Origin of the sequence: Pseudomonas serbica, from assembly GCF_028823535.1 — a bacterium.
In the GTDB taxonomy this organism is placed as follows: domain Bacteria; phylum Pseudomonadota; class Gammaproteobacteria; order Pseudomonadales; family Pseudomonadaceae; genus Aquipseudomonas; species Aquipseudomonas serbica.
Genome location: NZ_JAQIYM010000002.1, coordinates 238,748 through 257,662 on the forward strand (window position 1 = coordinate 238,748; position 18,915 = coordinate 257,662).

16 protein-coding genes and 4 tRNA genes are annotated in these 18,915 nt (G+C 58.7%); 13 read left to right on the forward strand and 7 right to left on the reverse strand.

Annotated features, from left to right (window positions below):
• Positions 1-51 precede the first annotated feature (51 nt).
• Complete coding sequence (locus tag NQL71_RS03850; protein ID WP_274642287.1) at positions 52-258, forward strand: DUF6021 family protein; 207 nt, start codon at positions 52-54, stop codon at positions 256-258.
• Positions 259-275: 17 nt separating this feature from the next.
• A complete protein-coding gene (locus tag NQL71_RS03855) occupies positions 276-491 on the forward strand; it encodes a hypothetical protein (protein ID WP_046817992.1) in 216 nt (71 codons plus the stop codon).
• Between the two features lie 58 nt (positions 492-549).
• Here the strand turns inward: NQL71_RS03855 and pbpG are convergent, their stop codons facing one another.
• Together pbpG and folD are read right to left on the reverse strand one after the other, a co-directional pair.
• Complete coding sequence (gene pbpG / locus NQL71_RS03860) at positions 550-1,488, reverse strand: D-alanyl-D-alanine endopeptidase (protein WP_046817993.1); 939 nt, start codon at positions 1,486-1,488, stop codon at positions 550-552.
• A 238-nt stretch (positions 1,489-1,726) separates the two neighbouring features.
• Positions 1,727-2,581, reverse strand: coding sequence for a bifunctional methylenetetrahydrofolate dehydrogenase/methenyltetrahydrofolate cyclohydrolase FolD (folD, locus tag NQL71_RS03865; protein ID WP_046817994.1), 855 nt, complete (start codon positions 2,579-2,581; stop codon positions 1,727-1,729).
• A gap of 275 nt (positions 2,582-2,856) precedes the next feature.
• Between folD and NQL71_RS03870 the strand changes: the two genes are divergently transcribed.
• The 11 genes from NQL71_RS03870 (at position 2,857) to NQL71_RS03920 (ending at position 13,294) form a co-directional block, all read left to right on the forward strand.
• Positions 2,857-2,933: transfer RNA gene (locus tag NQL71_RS03870), tRNA-Arg, on the forward strand.
• Between the two features lie 32 nt (positions 2,934-2,965).
• A tRNA-His gene (locus tag NQL71_RS03875) sits at positions 2,966-3,041 on the forward strand.
• A 57-nt stretch (positions 3,042-3,098) separates the two neighbouring features.
• A tRNA-Leu gene (locus tag NQL71_RS03880) sits at positions 3,099-3,183 on the forward strand.
• A gap of 78 nt (positions 3,184-3,261) precedes the next feature.
• Positions 3,262-3,337, forward strand: a tRNA-His gene (locus tag NQL71_RS03885).
• A gap of 396 nt (positions 3,338-3,733) precedes the next feature.
• A complete protein-coding gene (gene tig, locus NQL71_RS03890; RefSeq protein WP_046817995.1) occupies positions 3,734-5,044 on the forward strand; it encodes a trigger factor in 1,311 nt (436 codons plus the stop codon).
• A 93-nt stretch (positions 5,045-5,137) separates the two neighbouring features.
• Positions 5,138-5,773: an ATP-dependent Clp endopeptidase proteolytic subunit ClpP gene (gene clpP / locus NQL71_RS03895; RefSeq protein WP_007951559.1), complete on the forward strand. Its 636-nt coding sequence runs from the start codon at positions 5,138-5,140 to the stop codon at positions 5,771-5,773.
• Between the two features lie 112 nt (positions 5,774-5,885).
• On the forward strand, positions 5,886-7,169 hold the full coding sequence (gene clpX / locus NQL71_RS03900; protein WP_046817996.1) for an ATP-dependent Clp protease ATP-binding subunit ClpX: 1,284 nt from the start codon (positions 5,886-5,888) through the stop codon (positions 7,167-7,169).
• A gap of 161 nt (positions 7,170-7,330) precedes the next feature.
• Positions 7,331-9,727, forward strand: coding sequence for an endopeptidase La (lon, locus tag NQL71_RS03905; RefSeq protein WP_046817997.1), 2,397 nt, complete (start codon positions 7,331-7,333; stop codon positions 9,725-9,727).
• 149 nt (positions 9,728-9,876) lie between these two features.
• On the forward strand, positions 9,877-10,149 hold the full coding sequence (locus tag NQL71_RS03910; protein ID WP_002552737.1) for an HU family DNA-binding protein: 273 nt from the start codon (positions 9,877-9,879) through the stop codon (positions 10,147-10,149).
• 232 nt (positions 10,150-10,381) lie between these two features.
• Positions 10,382-12,253, forward strand: coding sequence for a SurA N-terminal domain-containing protein (locus NQL71_RS03915; RefSeq protein WP_274642288.1), 1,872 nt, complete (start codon positions 10,382-10,384; stop codon positions 12,251-12,253).
• A 201-nt stretch (positions 12,254-12,454) separates the two neighbouring features.
• Positions 12,455-13,294 carry a DUF2242 domain-containing protein gene (locus NQL71_RS03920; RefSeq protein WP_046817999.1) on the forward strand — a complete coding sequence of 280 codons (840 nt, stop codon included), beginning with the start codon at positions 12,455-12,457 and terminating at the stop codon, positions 13,292-13,294.
• Positions 13,295-13,641: 347 nt separating this feature from the next.
• Here the strand turns inward: NQL71_RS03920 and NQL71_RS03925 are convergent, their stop codons facing one another.
• The 5 genes from NQL71_RS03925 to NQL71_RS03945 are packed head-to-tail and all read right to left on the reverse strand — an operon-like array spanning position 13,642 to position 18,892.
• Positions 13,642-14,697: an AraC family transcriptional regulator gene (locus NQL71_RS03925; RefSeq protein ID WP_046818000.1), complete on the reverse strand. Its 1,056-nt coding sequence runs from the start codon at positions 14,695-14,697 to the stop codon at positions 13,642-13,644.
• A gap of 3 nt (positions 14,698-14,700) precedes the next feature.
• Complete coding sequence (locus NQL71_RS03930; protein ID WP_077185476.1) at positions 14,701-15,831, reverse strand: carbon-nitrogen hydrolase family protein; 1,131 nt, start codon at positions 15,829-15,831, stop codon at positions 14,701-14,703.
• Between the two features lie 45 nt (positions 15,832-15,876).
• A complete protein-coding gene (locus NQL71_RS03935) occupies positions 15,877-16,554 on the reverse strand; it encodes a TetR/AcrR family transcriptional regulator (protein ID WP_077185475.1) in 678 nt (225 codons plus the stop codon).
• Positions 16,555-16,583: 29 nt separating this feature from the next.
• Complete coding sequence (locus tag NQL71_RS03940; protein ID WP_077185474.1) at positions 16,584-17,912, reverse strand: spinster family MFS transporter; 1,329 nt, start codon at positions 17,910-17,912, stop codon at positions 16,584-16,586.
• The gene (locus tag NQL71_RS03945; RefSeq protein WP_046818004.1) at positions 17,909-18,892 is read right to left on the reverse strand and encodes a flavin reductase family protein; all 984 of its coding nucleotides are present in this window, start codon (positions 18,890-18,892) and stop codon (positions 17,909-17,911) included. Before NQL71_RS03945 ends, NQL71_RS03940 begins: the two co-directional genes overlap by 4 nt.
• Positions 18,893-18,915: the final 23 nt, after the last annotated feature.

An 18,915-nucleotide genomic window follows, 5' to 3' on the forward strand; every position in this document is an offset into this window, starting at 1 on the left:
CAGCCTCTTATATGAAAGGGCGCGGATTTTCCCGGCCCCCCAGGAGGCGCCATGGCCCATTCCAATACCCCCGACGGCCCTCACTCGTCCGAGCATTCGTCTGGCGATGAGCTGGGGTTCGATCCCGACTCCCCGGACCTTTCTGACCCTGCGGTCGATCCTATCGGGCCGGCCAAGGCACCCAGGGATGTGAAACCGGATGACGATTCCAAGGTTCCGGCGAAACCCTACGATCCACTGGGCGATCTCAAGCCCTAGCTCCCATGGAGGTGCGCATGTCTACCGATTCGAGTTTCAACGACAAACGTCCGGAAACCGTACCGACCACGCCCGAGCAGGACACGGACCCGGTGATGGATCCGGACAGTCCGATGCGCGATCCACTGGCGCGGCCCACGGTGGTGCCCACCGAGCATCCGAAGGGCTGGCACGACCCAAGCAAAGGCGATGGCATTCCCGATGATGACCAGATGCCGCTGCCGAACGATTAACCACTGACAAAAAAAAGCCCCGGATAATCGGGGCTCTTGCCTGTTGCAGCGGTTCTGCTTACTTCGAAGCTTCTAACACGCCGCTCTGGCGCTGCTTGAGGTTCTTGTCCGATTTGTACTGCAAGGCGGCGGAAGCCACGGCGGCGCTCTTGCCGGTTTCGACCCAGTTGCGAATACGCGCGGCATCGGCAAAGTGGGTATATTTGCCATAAGCGTCAAGCAGCACCAGGGCAACCGGACGGTTGCTCATCCGGGTCACCAGTACCAGGCAATGCCCAGCTGCGTTGGTGAAACCGGTCTTGGTCAGCTGGATGTCCCAGTCCGGCTTGCGAACCAAATGGTCGGTATTGCGAAAACCCAGGCTGTAGACGGGTTTGCGGAAGGTGACGGTTTTCTCTTTGGTGGTGCTCAGCTCGGTCAGCAGCGGGTATTTGTGCGCGGCGATCAACAGTTTGCTCAGGTCACGCGCAGTCGATACGTTTCGCGCGGACAGACCGGTCGGTTCGACGAAATGCGTATTGGTCATGCCCAGGGCCCGGGCCTTGGCGTTCATCGCAGCAATGAACGCGGCATAGCCGCCTGGATAGTGGTGGGCGAGGCTGGCGGCGGCGCGATTTTCCGAGGACATCAGGGCAATCAGCAGCATTTCCCGGCGTGGCAGTTCGCTCCTGAGTTTTACCCGGGAGTACACGCCTTTCATTTCTGGCGTGTCGCTGATGTCGATGTTGATGAATTCGTCCATGTTCTGCCGGGCTTCAACCACGACCAGGCCGGTCATCAGTTTGCTGACCGAAGCGATGGGGACGACGACGTCCGGATTGCTGGCAAAGATGACTTTGTTGGTCTGCATATCCAGTAGCAAGGAGCTGCCGGAAGCAAGCTTGAGTTGCGAAGTATCGCGAGGCGCTGCGGTGGTTTCGCCAGCGTTGGCAATGGGCGTGATGAAAGTCCCTGTAACTGCAAAAAATAGGCTCAGGATGGAAAGACGGATTTTCACGCTGGCAGACTCAATAAAGTGTTGATAAGCCGTTTTGTAACGGGCTATTTCCCAAAAAGCGCGACATTCTGGAGTATGGCTGAATAACTGTCGATGGTTGTTCGAGGGCGGTGCGAAAGACCTTCGAAAGATAAAAAAAACGTCATTTTCCGGCGGATGGTCATCCTGTTCTACAGGCAAAAAAGAACCCCGCCATGGGCGGGGTTCCTTGTGTCGCTGACTACCTTTGCCTTCAGCCTCAGCTGTGCAGGGTTTCAGCGGCGTACAGGGTGTTTTCCAGCAGGCAGGCACGGGTCATCGGTCCAACGCCACCCGGCACTGGCGTGATCCAGCCGGCACGGGGCAGGGCGGTTTCGTAGATCACGTCACCCACCAGCTTGCCGTCTTCCTGGCGGTTGATGCCGACGTCGATCACGATCGCGCCTTCCTTGATCCACTCACCTTTTACCAGGCCCGGCTTGCCGGCGGCGACGACCACCAGGTCGGCGCGTCCGACGTGACCGGCCAGGTCCTTGGTGAAACGGTGGGTGACGGTCACGGTGCAACCGGCCAGCAACAGTTCCATCGCCATCGGGCGTCCGACGATGTTGGAAGCGCCGACCACCACCGCGTTCATCCCGTAGAGATCGGCGCCGGTGCTTTCCAGCAGGGTCATGATGCCTTTCGGTGTGCAGGGGCGCAGCAACGGGATGCGTTGAGCCAGGCGCCCGACGTTATAAGGATGGAAACCATCGACGTCTTTATCTGGACGAATGCGTTCCAGCAATTTCGAGGCATCCAGATGTTCCGGAAGAGGAAGCTGAAGCAGTACGCCGTCAATTGCCGGATCGTCATTGAGGCGATCGATCAGATCGGCCAGCGCTTGTTGAGTGGTGTCGGAAGGCAGGTCATAGGCCTGGGACAGGAAGCCGACCTCTTCACAGTCTTTACGCTTGTGCGAGACATAAACCTGAGAGGCAGGATCGCTGCCGACCAGGATCACCGCGAGGCCCGGCGTGCGCAGACCTTGCTGGCGACGCTCGTTGACGCGTTGGGCGATCTGCTGGCGCAGGCTGGCGGCGATCGATTTGCCGTCGATAAGTTGTGCAGTCATTGCGCGTGATTAACCATCGAGAGGGGAAAAAAAGAGAGCGTATTCTCGCATGTCATGCGGTGAGGGCAAAGGCGCTTGGTCTGCAAATTCCGCTAACCCCTTTAATTAAATGAATTTTTTTTAAAAAGGATTTGACGACCTGCGGGGGGCTCTATACTATTCGTCGCACTTGTCGGGCACAGCCTAGCACTGGTTGAGAAGGTTAAGCGGGATTACGGTTCTGCAAGACTGAAAAGCACTTAGTTTGTAGTCCTCCAAGAGTACAGATTAACAAGGCGCCCGTAGCTCAGCTGGATAGAGCATCCGCCTTCTAAGCGGATGGTCGCAGGTTCGAGTCCTGCCGGGTGCGCCATTAGGCAGCTTTGGCACAAGTAACGCGATATGGTGGGCGTAGCTCAGTTGGTAGAGCACGGGATTGTGACTCCCGTTGTCGTGGGTTCGATCCCCATCGTCCACCCCATATTTCGAAGGGCGCCAGATTAACAGTCTGGCGCCTTTGCTTTAAAGGCTTCATCCCGCGGATGTGGTGGAATTGGTAGACACACTGGATTTAGGTTCCAGCGCCGCGAGGCGTAAGAGTTCGAGTCTCTTCATCCGCACCAAACAAGACTTCAGCCATGCCGCCTGGCTTGGTTGGAGTTCGACAAAGAAGTGATTTGGCTTCTTTGTTACGCAATATGGTGGGCGTAGCTCAGTTGGTAGAGCACGGGATTGTGACTCCCGTTGTCGTGGGTTCGATCCCCATCGTCCACCCCATATTTCGAAAAGGCGCCAGATTAATAGTCTGGCGCCTTTTTTTGTTTCAGCGATTTCAGCGGCTGCAGGTTCTGGGTCGCAGGGGCAGGGCGTTTCGTCGTATTTATGTTTCGCGATGATGCCGTGCTGCCCGCCGGCCTTGCTTGCAAGATCGGCTGTCAGGGAGATGATCGGCAACCTCTTCTATATAAGGAAGGGTTGGCGCAGAGCCTTGGCGTGATTGGCTGTATTTGCCACCGGGGCGAGGTGCACTCGTGCATTCGCACCTATAAATTGCCTGCTGCGTTTTTACCCGTTTTCAGTAGGGTGACTTCTTGAGTTTGACCCACTAGAATGCATGCCCTTGATTCTGGGGTCGGAAACGGCCGGCTAACGTCTGTGCAACGAGGAATATCCATGCAAGTTTCTGTTGAAAATACTTCTGCTCTTGAGCGCCGCATGAGCATCACCGTGCCGGCTGAGCGCATCGAGACTCAGGTCAACAAGCGTCTGCAGCAGACTGCCCAAAAGGCCAAGATTGCTGGCTTCCGTCCAGGCAAAGTGCCAATGAGCGAAATCAAGCGTCGTTTCGGCGCTGAAGCTCGCCAGGAAGCGGTAGGCGACGTCATCCAGTCTTCTTTCTACGAAGCTGTGGTTGAGCAGAAGCTGAACCCGGCGGGTTCGCCGTCGATCGAGCCAAAGTCCCTGGAAGCGGGCAAGGACCTGGAATACGTAGCCGTATTCGAAGTGTTCCCTGAGTTCACCGTTGCCGGTTTCGAAGGTATCACCGTAGAGCGCCTGAGCGCTGACGTGGCAGATGCCGACCTGGACAAGATGCTGGACATCCTGCGCAAGCAGAACACCCGTTTCGAAGTGGCCGAACGTGCTGCCCAGAACGAAGACCAACTGAACATTGATTTCGTTGGCAAGGTCGACGGTGAAGTGTTCGCTGGCGGTTCCGCCAAGGGCACCCAGCTGGTACTGGGCTCCGGCCGCATGATCCCTGGCTTCGAAGACGGCCTGGTCGGCGCTAAAGCTGGCGAAGAGCGCGTTCTGAACCTGACCTTCCCTGAGGACTATCAGAACCTGGACCTGGCTGGCAAAACCGCCGAGTTCACCGTGACCGTCAACACCGTTTCCGAGCCAAAACTGCCAGAGCTGAACGAAGAGTTCTTCGCTCAATTCGGCATCAAGGAAAGCGGCATCGACGGTTTCCGCACCGAAGTTCGCAAGAACATGGAGCGCGAACTGCGTCAGGCGATCAAATCCAAGGTCAAGAACCAGGTCATGGACGGTCTGCTGGCTACCAACCCGATCGAAGTGCCAAAGGCCCTGCTGTCCAACGAAGTTGACCGTCTGCGCGTGCAGGCTGTTCAACAGTTTGGCGGCAACATCAAGCCAGACCAACTGCCGGCCGAGCTGTTCGAAGAGCAAGCCAAGCGCCGTGTTGTCCTGGGCCTGATCGTGGCTGAAGTGGTCAAGCAATTCGACCTGAAGCCTGACGAAGCCCGCGTTCGCGAGATGATTCAGGAAATGGCTTCGGCCTACCAGGAACCTGAGCAAGTTGTGTCCTGGTACTACAAGAACGACCAGCAACTGAACGAAGTTCGTTCTGTTGTGCTGGAAGAGCAAGTTGTGGATACTGTTCTGCAGAAAGCTAGCGTGACCGACAAATCGGTCTCTTACGAAGAAGCGGTCAAGCCGGTAGAAGCTCCACAAGCCGACTGATCATTTTTGCGCTAAGAAGCACACACCATAAGCCAGCTCTCGAGCTGGCTTATGCGTATTCAAGACATAACTATTTGGGAGTGACTGCAGAGCATGTTCCGTAATTCGTATATTCAGCAGAACTCTGATATCCAGGCCGCAGGCGGCCTGGTCCCGATGGTTGTCGAGCAGTCCGCTCGCGGCGAGCGCGCCTACGACATCTACTCGCGTCTCCTCAAGGAGCGAGTGATCTTTCTGGTGGGTCCGGTAGAGGACTACATGGCCAACCTGATCTGTGCGCAACTGCTGTTCCTTGAAGCGGAAAACCCGGACAAGGACATCCATCTCTATATCAACTCCCCGGGCGGTTCGGTGACGGCGGGCATGTCGATCTACGACACCATGCAGTTCATCAAACCCAATGTGTCCACCACCTGTATTGGTCAGGCGTGCAGCATGGGCGCGTTTTTGCTGACGGCCGGCGCCCCAGGCAAGCGTTTCTGCCTGCCGAACTCGCGCGTGATGATTCACCAGCCGCTGGGCGGTTTCCAGGGCCAGGCTTCGGATATCGAAATCCATGCCAAGGAAATCCTCTTCATTCGCGAGCGTCTCAACACGCTGATGGCCAAGCACAGCGGCCGTACCCTTGAAGAAATCGAGCGCGATACCAACCGCGACAACTTCATGAGTGCAGAAGCTGCGAAGGAATATGGCTTGATCGACGAAGTGATCAACCAACGCCCCGCGTAAAATAAGCAGCTCAAAATAGGGGTGGTCGGCGGGTCCGATCACCAGCGGGCTTGAAAAAGCCCGCAATAGCCTTCATCTTGTGTTGCAAGCCTATCGGATTTGGATCGAACGAATGACTGACACCCGCAACGGCGAGGACAACGGCAAGCTGCTCTATTGCTCCTTCTGTGGCAAAAGCCAGCATGAAGTACGCAAATTGATTGCCGGCCCCTCGGTCTTTATCTGCGACGAGTGCGTCGACCTGTGCAATGACATCATCCGTGAGGAGGTGCAGGAAGCCCAGGCCGAGAGCAGCGCGCATAAATTGCCTTCGCCCAAAGAAATCAGCGGCATCCTTGATCAGTATGTGATTGGTCAGGAGCGTGCGAAAAAGGTTCTGGCCGTAGCGGTGTACAACCACTACAAGCGTCTTAACCAGCGTGACAAAAAGAGCGACGATGTCGAACTCGGCAAGAGCAACATCTTGCTGATCGGCCCGACAGGCTCGGGTAAAACCCTGCTTGCCGAAACATTGGCGCGCTTGCTGAACGTTCCGTTCACGATTGCCGACGCAACCACCCTCACCGAGGCGGGTTACGTGGGTGAAGATGTCGAGAACATCATTCAGAAGCTGTTGCAGAAGTGCGATTACGACGTGGAAAAGGCCCAGATGGGCATTGTCTACATCGATGAGATCGACAAGATCTCGCGTAAATCCGACAACCCGTCGATCACCCGGGACGTTTCCGGTGAAGGCGTGCAGCAGGCCTTGCTCAAACTGATCGAAGGCACGGTCGCTAGCGTTCCTCCTCAAGGTGGTCGCAAGCATCCGCAGCAGGAATTCCTTCAGGTCGACACCCGTAACATCCTGTTCATCTGCGGTGGTGCGTTCTCCGGTCTGGAAAAGGTTATTCAAAACCGTTCCACCAAGGGCGGCATCGGTTTCGGCGCGGAAGTGCGCAGCAAGGAAGAAGGCAAGAAAGTCGGTGAATCCCTGCGTGAAGTCGAGCCTGACGATCTGGTCAAGTTCGGTCTGATCCCGGAATTCGTCGGACGTCTGCCGGTCCTGGCCACGCTGGACGAGCTTGATGAGGCTGCGCTGATGCAGATCCTCACCGAGCCGAAAAATGCGCTCACCAAGCAATACGCCAAGCTGTTCGAGATGGAAGGCGTGGACCTGGAATTCCGGGCCGACGCACTGAAATCGGTCGCAAAACGCGCGCTGGAACGCAAGACCGGCGCTCGTGGACTGCGGTCGATTCTTGAAGGTGTGTTGCTCGACACTATGTATGAAATCCCCTCGCAGTCCGAGGTGAGTAAAGTAGTGATCGATGAAAGCGTTATAGAAGGCAAGTCCAAGCCACTGTATATCTACGAAAACAGTGAGCCTGCTGCCAAGGCCGCGCCAGACGCCTAAGCGTCACGCCGCCGGTACAAAGAAGGGGCCTTCGGGCCCCTTTGCTTTTTGCGCTTTTTAACACTGTCTTAGTGCTTGTTTTTTTTGAAGGCAGCCCCCATCTTGGTTTCAAGCTTACATCCATCTGTTTCCGGCCTTATGGCCGCCGTAGAGGCGAAATCATGAAGACAACCATCGAATTGCCTCTCCTGCCATTGCGTGATGTCGTGGTTTATCCGCACATGGTTATCCCGCTGTTCGTGGGGCGCGAGAAATCCATCGAAGCCCTCGAGGCCGCGATGACGGGCGACAAGCAGATCCTTCTGCTGGCCCAGAGAAACCCTGCAGACGACGATCCCGGCGAAGACGCACTTTACCGTGTAGGTACGATTGCGACCGTTCTGCAGCTGCTCAAGCTGCCTGACGGCACGGTCAAGGTTCTGGTCGAAGGCGAGCAGCGCGGCGCCGTGGAGCGCTTCAGCGAAGTGGACGGCCACTGCCGTGCCGAAGTGTCGTTGATCGACGAGGTCGACGCGCCGGAGCGCGAGTCGGAAGTGTTCGTTCGCAGCCTGCTGTCGCAGTTCGAACAATATGTGCAGTTGGGCAAGAAAGTCCCGGCTGAGGTCCTGTCGTCGCTCAACAGCATCGACGAACCAGGTCGCCTGGTCGACACCATGGCCGCGCACATGGCGCTGAAAATCGAGCAGAAGCAGGAAATTCTCGAAATCATCGACCTGTCGGCCCGTGTTGAGCACGTCCTGGCCCTGCTGGATGCCGAGATCGATCTGCTGCAGGTCGAAAAGCGCATTCGCGGTCGTGTCAAAAAGCAAATGGAGCGCAGTCAGCGCGAGTACTACCTGAATGAGCAGATGAAGGCCATTCAGAAAGAACTCGGTGACAGCGACGAAGGGCATAACGAAGTCGAAGAGCTGAAAAAGCGCATCGATGCCGCCGGCCTGCCGAAAGACGCGCTCGCCAAGGCCACTGCCGAGCTGAACAAGCTCAAGCAGATGTCGCCGATGTCTGCCGAAGCGACAGTGGTTCGTTCCTACATCGACTGGCTGGTCCAGGTGCCGTGGAAGGCCCAGAGCAAGGTACGCCTTGATCTGGCCCGCGCAGAAGACATTCTCGACGCCGATCACTATGGCCTCGAAGAGGTCAAGGAACGCATTCTCGAATACCTCGCCGTGCAGAAGCGCGTGAAGAAGATTCGTGGTCCGGTCTTGTGCCTGGTAGGTCCTCCAGGGGTGGGTAAAACCTCGCTGGCGGAGTCCATTGCACACGCCACCAACCGTAAATTCGTGCGAATGGCCCTCGGTGGCGTGCGCGATGAAGCGGAAATTCGTGGTCATCGCCGTACTTATATCGGTTCGATGCCAGGAAGATTGATTCAAAAAATGACAAAAGTGGGTGTGCGCAACCCGCTGTTCCTGCTCGATGAAATCGACAAGATGGGCAGCGACATGCGTGGCGATCCAGCGTCGGCGTTGCTGGAGGTGCTCGATCCCGAGCAAAACCACAACTTCAACGATCACTATCTGGAAGTCGATTACGACCTGTCAGATGTGATGTTCCTGTGCACCTCCAACTCCATGAACATTCCACCGGCACTGCTGGACCGGATGGAAGTGATTCGTCTGCCCGGCTACACCGAAGACGAGAAGATCAACATCGCCGTCAAGTACCTCTCGCCCAAGCAGATCACGGCCAACGGCCTGAAGAAAGGCGAGCTGGAATTCGACGCCGAAGCGATCCGCGATATCATCCGCTATTACACACGCGAAGCCGGTGTACGGGGCCTGGAGCGCCAGATTGCCAAGGTTTGCCGCAAGGCGGTCAAAGAGCATGCGCTGGAAAAACGCTTCTCCGTCAAGGTCACTGCGGACGATCTGGAACACTTCCTGGGCGTGCGTAAATTCCGCTACGGCCTGGCAGAGCAACAGGACCAGATCGGTCAGGTAACCGGCTTGGCGTGGACCCAGGTGGGCGGTGAATTGCTGACCATCGAAGCCGCTGTCGTTCCGGGCAAAGGCCAGTTGATCAAGACCGGTTCCCTGGGTGACGTGATGGTCGAATCGATCACCGCGGCCCTGACCGTTGTGCGCAGCCGGGCGAAGAGCCTGGGCATTCCCCTGGACTTCCACGAGAAGCGCGACACGCACATCCACATGCCGGAAGGGGCGACCCCCAAGGACGGCCCTAGCGCTGGCGTGGGCATGTGCACGGCATTGGTCTCGGCATTGACCGGCATCCCTGTGCGTGCGGATGTCGCCATGACGGGTGAAATTACCCTGCGTGGCCAGGTATTGGCGATTGGTGGCTTGAAGGAAAAACTGCTTGCTGCGCATCGTGGCGGAATCAAGACCGTGATCATTCCTGAAGAGAATGTTCGCGATTTGAAGGAAATTCCGGACAATATCAAGCAAGATCTTCAGATTAAACCAGTTAAATGGATTGACGAGGTCCTGCAAATTGCGCTGCAATACGCCCCGGAGCCCTTACCGGATGTGGCTCCGGAGATAGTCGCGAAGGATGAGAAACGTGACGCAGATTCTAAGGAAAGAATTAGCACGCATTAGTACGTATTTGCCTGGGGGGCTTCCTTGACAGCTTTTTAGAGCCCTTGTTATAAAGCGGCTCTTAAGTGTCTGTAGGCCATTCAGCACTCGTTTTTGCTTTCACCAAAAAAACTTAGAATCATACTCAAATAGATATAAGGGGACTTAGAGTGAACAAGTCGGAACTGATTGATGCTATCGCTGCATCCGCTGATATCCCGAAAGCTGCTGCTGGCCGTGCGCTGGACGCTGTAATCGAATCCGTCACTGGCGCTCTCAAGGCCGGCGACTCCGTGGTTCTGGTTGGTTTCGGTACTTTCTCCGTAACTGATCGTCCAGCTCGCATCGGTCGTAACCCACAGACCGGCAAGACGCTGGAAATCGCAGCTGCCAAAAAACCAGGTTTCAAAGCCGGTAAAGCACTGAAAGAAGCTGTCAACTAAGTTCCATTCAGGTTTTTGCCTATCCGGGTCGGGGTCATGCCTGACCTGGCAGCGGAGCGGTAGTCCAGTCGGCAGTTTGCCGGTCCGAGACGCCGAGGCTCGCACAGTCGAGTCATCGGTCCGCTCCGCCAGTTACGAGAAGGCGCATCCTCGGATGCGCCTTTCTTCTATCCGGATTCTACCCACGCTCCACGGTTGCCTAATTTGAAGTTCAACCGTTTATGGGGGACGCATGCTGCAAAATATCAGGGACAATTCACAAGGCTGGATTGCCAAGACCATTATCGGGGTCATCGTTGCACTGATGGCCTTGACCGGTTTCGACGCCATTTTCCAGGCCACGACGAGCAAGAACGAAGCGGCGAAGGTCAATGGTGAAGAAATCAGCCAGAACGAGCTGAGCCAGGCGGTCGATATGCAACGCCGTCAACTCATGCAACAGCTGGGCAAGGATTTCGATGCCTCCTTGCTCGACGAAAAAATGCTGCGCGAATCGGCCCTCAAAGGCCTGATCGACCGCAAGCTGCTGCTGCAAGGCGCAGAAAACTCCAAATTCGCTTTCTCCGAAGCGGCGCTGGACCAGGTCATCCTGCAAACACCCGAATTCCAGGTGGATGGCAAGTTCAGCCCTGAGCGCTTCGATCAGGTGATTCGTCAACTCGGCTACAGCCGCATGCAGTTCCGCCAGATGCTGGCCCAGGAAATGCTGATCGGACAACTGCGCGCCGGTTTGGCGGGTAGCGGTTTCGTCACCGATGCACAGGTCCTGGCTTTTGCCCGTCTGGAAAAACAGACCCGCGATTTCGCTTCCCTGAACATCAAGGTCGACCCGTCATCCGTGAAGGTGACCGACGAAGAGGTCAAGGCCTATTACGACGAGCACGCCAAGGAATTCATGACGCCGGACCAGGTGGTCATCGATTACCTGGAGTTGAAGAAGGCTTCCTTCTTTGATCAGGTCAGCGTCAAGGACGAGGACCTGCAAGCGGCGTATCAGAAAGAAACCGCGAACCTGGCCGAACAACGCCGGGCTGCGCACATTCTGATCGAAGTGAACGACAAGACCACCGAAGCACAGGCCAAGGCCAAGATCGAAGAGATCCAGGCCCGCCTGGACAAGGGTGAGAAGTTCGAAGCCATGGCCAAGGAGTTCTCCCAGGACCCGGGTTCGGCGAACAATGGCGGCGACCTGGGCTACGCAGGTCCTGGCGTCTATGACCCGGCGTTCGAGAAAGCCCTGTATGCATTGGCCCAGGATCAGGTTTCCGAGCCGATTCGCACCGACTTCGGTTTCCACCTGATCAAGCTGTTGGGCGTGGAAGCGCCTGAAGTGCCGACGTTGGCCAGCCTGAAAGACAAGCTGACCCGCGATTTGAAGGCCCAGCAGGTCGAGCAGCGTTTCGTCGAAGCGACCAAGCAACTGGAAGACGCTGCGTTCGAAGCGTCCGATCTGGTCCAGCCGGCGCAAGACCTGAATCTGACCGTTCATACTTCCGCGCCATTCGGCCGTGAAGGGGGCGAAGGCATCGCGGCCAACCGTGCCGTGATCACCGCAGCGTTCAGTCCGGAAGTGCTGGATGAGAGTGCCAACAGCACCGCCATCGAGCTCGACCCCGATACTGTGGTCGTATTGCGTGCCAAAGAACACCTCAAGCCAGCGCAACTGCCACTGGAAAAGGTCGAAGGCCCGATCCGCCTGCAATTGGCCAAGGAGCACGCCAGTGCTGCCGCCAAGACCCGCGCTGATGAGCTGATTGCCGGCCTGCGCGATGGCAAGACCCCTCTGGACAAGCCGGTCGACGGTCAGAGCTGGAAGGTTACCGAAGCCGCGACCCGCGCTCAGGAAGGCATAGACCCGACTGTGCTGCAGGCGCTGTTCCGCATGCCCAAGCCTGCGGCCAAGGACAAGCCGACTTTCAGCAGCGTCACCTTGCCTGATGGCAGCCTGATGATCGTGCGCCTGAACGGCGTGAACGAGGCCGCAACGCCGACCGAAGAAGAGAAGGCTCAATACCGTCGCTTCCTCGCTTCGCGCGTTGGCCAGCAAGACTTCGCGGCTTACCGCAAGCAGCTGGAAAGCCAGGCCGAGATCAAGCGATTCTGAACCCTGTCCGTGTTTTCTGCGTGAAATGAAGACCCCGGCCGCAAGGCCGGGGTTTTTTTTCGTCTTCATTGCGAAATGGCGGCAATTTTCTCCCGACCATCGGGTCAACACCCCTGTAACTGTTTTAAGACACAATCGGTACGCCGCTAAGCATCGATCTGTTGCACAATACGCCCCGAACCGTTTCTCTCAGGATGTTCAATGTTTAAATCTATTCCCATGCGGGTTGTCGGGCTGGCCTTGGTGCTGGCCACTGCTGCCGGTTGTTCGTCGAAGAAAGCCGCCATCTACGAGCATGAGAACTTCGATGATTCCGGAACGTTTTCCCGCAACTATCCGGTGACCGATTCGGCTTCCTGTGAAGCGGCTCGTCGAGCCTTGCTGAGCCAGGGCTATATCATCACCAGCAGCGATCCGAAGTTGGTCAGTGGGCACAAGAGCTTCCAGCAGACCGGCGAAAACCACATGGAAATCAGTTTCAGCGTGGTCTGCACCGAAGACGGCACTACGGCGCACCATGCCACCGTGTTCGCCAACGCCCTGCAGGACAAGTACGCGCTGAAGAAAACCAACAACTCGGCCAGTCTCGGTGTTGGCGTGCTGGGCTCGGTATCGATGCCGATCGGCTCCTCGGACGACTCGATGGTCAAGGTCGCGAGCGAAACCGTTACATCGGCCAAGTTCTACGAGCGTTTCTTCGCCCTGGTCGAACTATTCCTGCCCAAGGAAGTGAAAGCCGCGGCGCACATCCCCGACAAGCCGAAAACCGACCTGGGGGTGCCCGAGCCCAAGGCGGCGCCGGCACCGTTGACCCCGGAATCGTCGGCAGAGCCTGCCCCTGCACCAGAGGCAGCCAAGGCGGCCGAGGTTGCTCCAGCCGCTTCCGAGCCAGTGGCTCCGCCGCCTGAGGCCGCACCGATTAGCTCGACCCCAAGCACTGAGCCAGCGCCTTCCGCAGAAACGATCACGCCCCCGGCCAACCCGAGCGACATGGCGCCACCTTCGGAACCGATCCCGGCGATGCCCATCTCAGGCCAGTGATGGCGCCACGGGGCCAGGCGATATCGCACCGGCCCCGTCACCGCGGAAAAACTTGATCCGCGTCAACCAGACCGCCGTCCTGCGGTCTGCAGCAAAAAAATCCTGTGATAAATTCCTTTCTGCCTGCTACGTTTTATCTGTAGGCGACGAACTGTCGTGTCCGCGTCATTTTTCTTTCACGCGGGCACTTTAGGCTCAAGGCGCTGGTCATTTATTCAGACGTTTTTTCAATGAGCTGTGGGGGATTCGAAAATGGACGATTATCAAGAAGAACTGCTCGAGTATCAGGCGTTTGAACTGGACCCACTGGAACCGGCCGAAGACGCGACCGAGCTTTAGCTTGCAGCTTAAAATTTGCTGCTTATGGCTGCCTCTCTGCGACTCCGGCGAAACTCGCCGGGTGTCTGCCCGGTCCAGCGCTTGAAGGCCCGTTGAAAGGCTTCGGCTGAGGCAAAGCCCAACAGATAGGCGATTTCTCCAAACACCAGTTCCGTATCGCGAATGTAGGTCATGGCCAGATCGCGACGGGTGTCGTTGAGGATCGCGCGAAATTGCGTGCCTTCCTCGGCGAGCTTGCGGCGCAAGGTCCACACGGGCAGCTTCAGGCGTGCCGCCACTTCTTCCAGGTCGGGTTCCCGGCCACCACTGAGCAACGGCCCCAGCAACCGGGTGATGCGTTCACCCAGGCTGCGGGTGCGTGTCAGTTGCTCCAGCTCCCGCTCACACAACTTCAACAAGTGGCGCCAGGTGCTGGGGCAATGCTCTGGGTTGCGCTGGGCAAGGCTGGTCAGGCTCAGGCGCAATTGATTGTGTTCGGCGCCAAATTGTATCGGGCAGTCGCCGAGCACGGCGTAGGCTGCGCGGTAACCGGGATCTTCGAACTCGATGTCGATGCGTTCGGCGCGCAACGGGGCGGGGCTGAGACTGGACAATTGGTGCAACCAGCCGCCGATGATCGAATCCACCACGAAACGGTTGTAACCGTTGTAGGGGCTGATGGAGTAGAAGCGCAGCCAGGCACCCTGAGCATCCTCGTGGAAACTCGATTGACCGCGATAGTTGGAGCCATACAAGGCTTCGAATCGAATCAGGCAGCGCGCTGCCTCCCGCACCGTCGGTGCCTGGGCGGCAGTGACGCCGGCCAGGCCGGCCTGACTCAGGCGGCTGAGCTGGCCCATCTGTAGCCCGAGCGCCGGGTTGCCGGTCAACTGGATGGCTGCGTGGCCCAGGCGCATGTAGCGCGGGATGGAGAGACGAGCACCGGCTTCACCCAGTCGGGCGGCGTCAAGGCCGTATTGCTCGAGCAGTGGCAACGGGTCTGAGCCGTGGCTACGCACGGCGTCGGCCAGGCTGTGAACGAAGCCCACCGACAGATCTCCCAGGCGCATGGGCGTGGGTTTCATGGCCTACAGCCAAAGGTTCAGCAGGCGCGCACCGCGGGCCTTGCCATCGACGAAATGCTGACCGTTGCTGCTGAGAAAGCTCTGCCCGGCGCTGCCCTGATCCCAGAACTGTCCGCGCAGGAATACGCTCATGCCGGCGATGGCCCGGCTGGCGGGAACTTGGGTGCTCAGGTTCAGCCGCTGCCAAGCCTGGCCTTCGCTGACTTCCCCGGCCTTGAGGCTGGCGGAGCGGGGTATCGACGAGTCCTTGTAACCACGCCACGGCTGGTCCCAGGTACCGCGGCCGGCAACAAACGCCGGAACGGCGACCAGCTGGACCTGTTGGGTATCGAGTTTGCGGTAGTTGTCCGGGTACCAACTGTCACTGCCGATCAGCACGCCCAGGCGCCCGGCCGGGGTGTCGACGACGTTGAGGGTGTGCTCGCCGTTGGCCTTGATCGCCTCCTGCTGTTCAAACACTGGATACATCTGGCGCTGGGGCTGGCCGATGGGCAGGCCATCGCGGCCGAACACCACGCTGCTGTTGAACAGCGGGCCACGGCCGATTTTCAGCGTGCCGTCGATGACGCTGGGTTCAGGCAGCACGATGGTGCCCGCCACCAGGGTGACATGGAATTCCTTGGCCAGCCCCCCGAACAACGCCTGGTAATCCTTGGCCATGGCCTTGGCTTTCATGCGCAGGTGCGCGTCGTCGACACGGCTCTCGCCCTCGGCGCCAATCAGCGCGCGGACGAACTTCAGGGGGTTGCTCACGGCCAGCCAGTTCATGGCTTCCTTGAAAGTGGTGGCCTGGTACAACTCGTCCTTTTCGCCGCTGACCATCAACCAGGTGCCCACATGCTCCGGCAAGACGACGATGGTTTTTTCATTCAGCAGCCCTTGGTCCCGGGCTTTCTGCAGGTAGGCGGCGAGCTTGCGGTGCAAGCGCCCGGGGCTTTGGTAGTCGGTGGGGAACAGCTCGGGCTGGATACCCAGCAAATTGCCGCGGTCCGCGGGCGTGCCCTGGTCGACGGCGACATCAATCCGCAGATCGGAAAGGTAAAGCCCCGTCGGGCGATCCGCGGCCCACATTGCGTAGGTCGTAAGGGCGGCGATCAGCGCCATGGAGAACGTCAGGTACAAAAGTTTGCGCATGGGGGAACAGTCAGTAGCCCTCTACAGGCTTGTCATCGGTTTGCGTCAAGGATAAAGCGAATCAGGCGGTGGGTGGGGAAAATTGACAGCGCGCTGCGTAATTGGCCGCGTCGCAGGTGCCTTGGCCTGCAGGTGGTTGGCGATAATGCATGTCACGATGTCTGTCAGTGTTTCTGTCAGCTGTGATGCGCTGGTCTGGAGGCTGTACCACTGTGACTGGCCAAACAGCATGGCAATGACCGCACTGGTGGTCGGGCACATGTCGCCACTGAGGGCGCCTTTCTCGCCGTAGCGGTCAGTAATGATGGCGTTCAAAAGCGCGGCGTAGCGATTTTTCAGCTGGACAACCTGCTGCTTCTGTTCTTCGTTCAGATTGGTGAATTCACGGGTGACCAGGGTCAGTTTGTATTTTTCATCGGCGTTGAAAGCGACGAAGGCCTGGATGAACAGGCGAAGACGTCCGCGTGGGTTGCGTGCGCCTTTCAATCGTCGCTGCGTGTCCAGCAGCAGGTCCGACAAGGCCGACTCGATGAGCTCGAACAGCAGGGCCTGCTTGTTTTCGATGTGGTGATAGAGCGATCCGGCATGCAGTCCCAGGTAGCTCGCCAGGTCTCGCAAGCCGATGGCCTGGTAGCCATGCGTGGCGAAGAGTTCGAGCGCCGCGTCGAGCAGGCGATCGCGGGCGCTGTGTACTGGATTGGCTGATGCGCTGTTGCTTGGCATGGGAGGTCCCGTCGACTGGAAAAATAGATCTATCCCGCGTGGCGATAATCTGTCCTGCGCGCATGGTGCGCCGTGCGCATCAGCAGCAGCACCGCGCAAATCACCGGCAGATTCACCAGCAGCAATGCATAGCGCAATGACTCCTGGCCAAACAGCGGTAGCAACATGTCACTGCACAAGCCGGTCAACAATGGGCCGACGCCAATCCCGAGCAGCGTGCTGACGATAGTTTGCAGCGCCATGGCGGTACCGCGTCTTCCCGCAGGCACCAGTTGCGTGACGAGGTTGTAGGAGGGCGCGACCCACCATACGGCGAAGAAGGAATAGAGCGCACACCAGAGCATGGCGCTCGGGATCGGCACATCGCCCAGTCGCATCAGCAGGGCGTCGGACCACAGCAGGTAGGGGACCAGCGCGCAAGTCGCCGCCAGGTGTCCGACGATGGGAATGGACACCTGCCAATGCGGATTGCGGCGGCACAGGCGATCACTCAACCAGCCACTGAACAGGCCACCGATCCCGGCCGAGGTCCCGCAGATCACCCCCGCCAGCAAGCCGGCGTGTTGCAGTGACAAGCCGTGGGAGCGCACCAGGAAACTGGTGTTCCACATGGCAATGGCATAGGAGCTGAGCGTGGTCAGGCCGCCCGCGAGGATCAGGCACCGGTAGGCCGGCAGCGCCCAGAGCTTGCGGGCTTCGGCGCCCATGCCAAGCAGCGCAGGCGGTGTGTGGGAGTGGGGCGTGAGGTCCCAGCGTCCGCGTTGCGGCTCGCGCACGAAAAAGGCCAGCAGGGTGCAAAACACCAGGGCCGGCAAACCCAGCGCGATGAACGCACTGCGCCAGCCATACTGCTCGACCACCCAGGCGCCGATACTCAAGCCGATGATTGAGGAAAAGGTCGGCGCCGCGGTAAAACAACTGATGGCGAATGAGCGTCGTTGGGGTGGATACAGGTCAGCGATCAGCGACAGCGAGGCCGAAGTGGTCGGTGATTCGCTGATGGCCACCAGCATTCGTGCAATGGCCAGCGCCAGGAAACTGCCCGCCAGCCCGCACGCCATGGTGGCCACGGCCCAGAGCAGGCAGGACATCGCCAGCAGGCGGATACGCGGCATGCGATCCACCAGTCGCCCGGCGGGCAGGCCCATGAGGGCATAGACGGCCGCGAACGCCAGGCCCGAGATCAAGCCGATGGCCGTGTCGCTGACACCGAATTCGGCCTTGATCGGTTCGACCATGACCGCGAGTATCTGGCGCCCGACGAAGTTATCGGCAAACACCATGGCCAGCAGCAATAGCAGGCCATGGCTGCCCCAGCCGACCGTGGCCGCCGGCAACGCACCCGCGCGAGCGGTCATCGCGGAGCCCACAGGTCGGGCAAGCCCGGGTCGCTCACGTGAATCAGACGCTTGAGCAACACCTTCAAGGCTTGTGCATCGGCAGCGCCGAGCTTGGCCGACAGGTCTTCTTCCACGGCCTTGGCCAGCGCCAGTTGATGCAATGAAACTTCGCGACCTTGAGCCGTGAGGACAAATCGTGGTGCTTGTGCCGGACCCTCGAAGGCCACCAGGCGCTGGCGTTCGAGAAAACGCATGCTGGCCAGCGTCACTTCGCGGCCGGTGTAGGTGACGAAGGTGTTGATTTCCTCGAGTGTCATGTTGTCCCGAATACACAGGATCGACAACACGAAGAACGTCTGTTCGTCCAGCTGCTGGCTGTTCAGCAGTTGGCGCAGGGCATTGAGTGCCTGGTAATGGCCACGCCCCAGCAGGTAGCCGAGCAAGTCCTCGGTGTAGCTGCACTCGGGTGGCGGCGGCGTGGTGGCCAGGCGCAGCTCGCTACGGGGTTTGCGCGTGGCGAGGGCATATTGGCCGCTCTGGAACGCCAGCGGTGCGCGGTCGCTGTGATCGAAGGCGAGGACTTCGCCGACGAAAATCACATGGTCGCCGCCTTCGTACTGGAACGCGGTGCGGCACTGGAAGCGCGCCGTGCAATCCTGCAGCAGCGGTGCCTCGCTGATGCCATTGTCCAGTTCGATCTCGGCGAACTTGTCCTCGCCCTGGGTGGCGAAACGCCCTGACAGGGTCTCCTGCTCCGTGGACAGTACGTGCACGTTCCAGTGCTTGCCACTGCTGAACACCGGCAGGCTGCGCGCTTGCTTGGACAGGCTCCAGAGCACCAGCGGCGGGTTGAGCGACACCGAGTTGAAGCTGTTGGCGGTGATGCCCACGGGCGAGCCGTCTTCGGTCTGGGTGGTGATGATCGTCACCCCGGTGGTGAACGTGCCGAGTGCGGCGCGGAATGCCTGGGGATCGAAGCTGATATTTTGCGTTGCCATGACTGGCCTCATGGGGTGGAGGT

Excerpts from the sequence above, each read along its gene's own strand:
- clpX (WP_046817996.1), top strand. The coding sequence starts at position 5,886 with ATGACTGACACCCGCAACGGCGAGGACAACGGCAAGCTGCTCTATTGC.
- NQL71_RS03935 (WP_077185475.1), bottom strand. The coding sequence starts at position 16,554 with ATGCCAAGCAACAGCGCATCAGCCAATCCAGTACACAGCGCCCGCGAT.
- NQL71_RS03915 (WP_274642288.1), top strand. The coding sequence starts at position 10,382 with ATGCTGCAAAATATCAGGGACAATTCACAAGGCTGGATTGCCAAGACC.
- NQL71_RS03855 (WP_046817992.1), top strand. The coding sequence starts at position 276 with ATGTCTACCGATTCGAGTTTCAACGACAAACGTCCGGAAACCGTACCG.
- lon (WP_046817997.1), top strand. The coding sequence starts at position 7,331 with ATGAAGACAACCATCGAATTGCCTCTCCTGCCATTGCGTGATGTCGTG.
- NQL71_RS03925 (WP_046818000.1), bottom strand. The coding sequence starts at position 14,697 with ATGAAACCCACGCCCATGCGCCTGGGAGATCTGTCGGTGGGCTTCGTT.
- NQL71_RS03930 (WP_077185476.1), bottom strand. The coding sequence starts at position 15,831 with ATGCGCAAACTTTTGTACCTGACGTTCTCCATGGCGCTGATCGCCGCC.
- clpP (WP_007951559.1), top strand. The coding sequence starts at position 5,138 with ATGTTCCGTAATTCGTATATTCAGCAGAACTCTGATATCCAGGCCGCA.
- NQL71_RS03850 (WP_274642287.1), top strand. The coding sequence starts at position 52 with ATGGCCCATTCCAATACCCCCGACGGCCCTCACTCGTCCGAGCATTCG.
- tig (WP_046817995.1), top strand. The coding sequence starts at position 3,734 with ATGCAAGTTTCTGTTGAAAATACTTCTGCTCTTGAGCGCCGCATGAGC.
- NQL71_RS03920 (WP_046817999.1), top strand. The coding sequence starts at position 12,455 with ATGTTTAAATCTATTCCCATGCGGGTTGTCGGGCTGGCCTTGGTGCTG.
- NQL71_RS03945 (WP_046818004.1), bottom strand. The coding sequence starts at position 18,892 with ATGGCAACGCAAAATATCAGCTTCGATCCCCAGGCATTCCGCGCCGCA.
- NQL71_RS03940 (WP_077185474.1), bottom strand. The coding sequence starts at position 17,912 with ATGACCGCTCGCGCGGGTGCGTTGCCGGCGGCCACGGTCGGCTGGGGC.
- folD (WP_046817994.1), bottom strand. The coding sequence starts at position 2,581 with ATGACTGCACAACTTATCGACGGCAAATCGATCGCCGCCAGCCTGCGC.